The organism is Shewanella sp. 5_MG-2023, from assembly GCF_030547465.1.
Taxonomy (GTDB): domain Bacteria; phylum Pseudomonadota; class Gammaproteobacteria; order Enterobacterales; family Shewanellaceae; genus Shewanella.
Map to the genome: position 1 here is coordinate 1 of NZ_JAUORC010000099.1, position 603 is coordinate 603.

Consider the following 603-nt stretch of genomic DNA (forward strand, 5'->3'; position numbering starts at 1 on the left):
TCATCGGTTGTCGGCAACAAGGGCAAGGTCGTATGGCTTGAGTTTTAGTGGTGTTTTCGAGCGGCGCAAACACGGTGCCAGCAACGGCTAGCATCAAGCGTATTCGTTGCCGCAGCCTGGCTGAACCTCCTCTGAGTAATCCAAAATCTCTGACTCGCCGTAAGCCTTTCGGCAGTACATGTTGCAGTACCAACCATAGAAATTCGACAGTAGGTAATGTACGTATTTCAGTGGTGTTGGTTTGGCTATTTTGATACTCAAAACTAATTTGTCCGTCGATATTACTGACGATATTTTTATCGGGTAACACGCCGCGATAAAGGTATCGCGACAGGTACTTTAACGCTGGCAGTCCTTTACCCACATGTTGGCAGTCTACCACCCACTTTTTGGGTATTGAGCTAGGGAGTTTTAGACTCAGTTTTGCCAGTTGCGCCAGCAGTCTTGCTCGCCACACTTTGGCCAGGTTAAAGGCGTTGAACAGGTATTTACCCTTGTTCTTTTTCCACTGTTTTTTGTGCTTATTAAAGCTGCCTGCCGGAATGATGAAGTGGATATGAGGATGCTTCTTATAACACAAGGGTCACGCCTTCGGTTATGGGT

General features: G+C 46.9%; 1 pseudogene. It reads right to left on the reverse strand.

The annotated features are described in order from the left end of the window. A pseudogene (locus Q4557_RS19860) lies at positions 1-603 on the reverse strand (transposase); the annotation flags it as partial.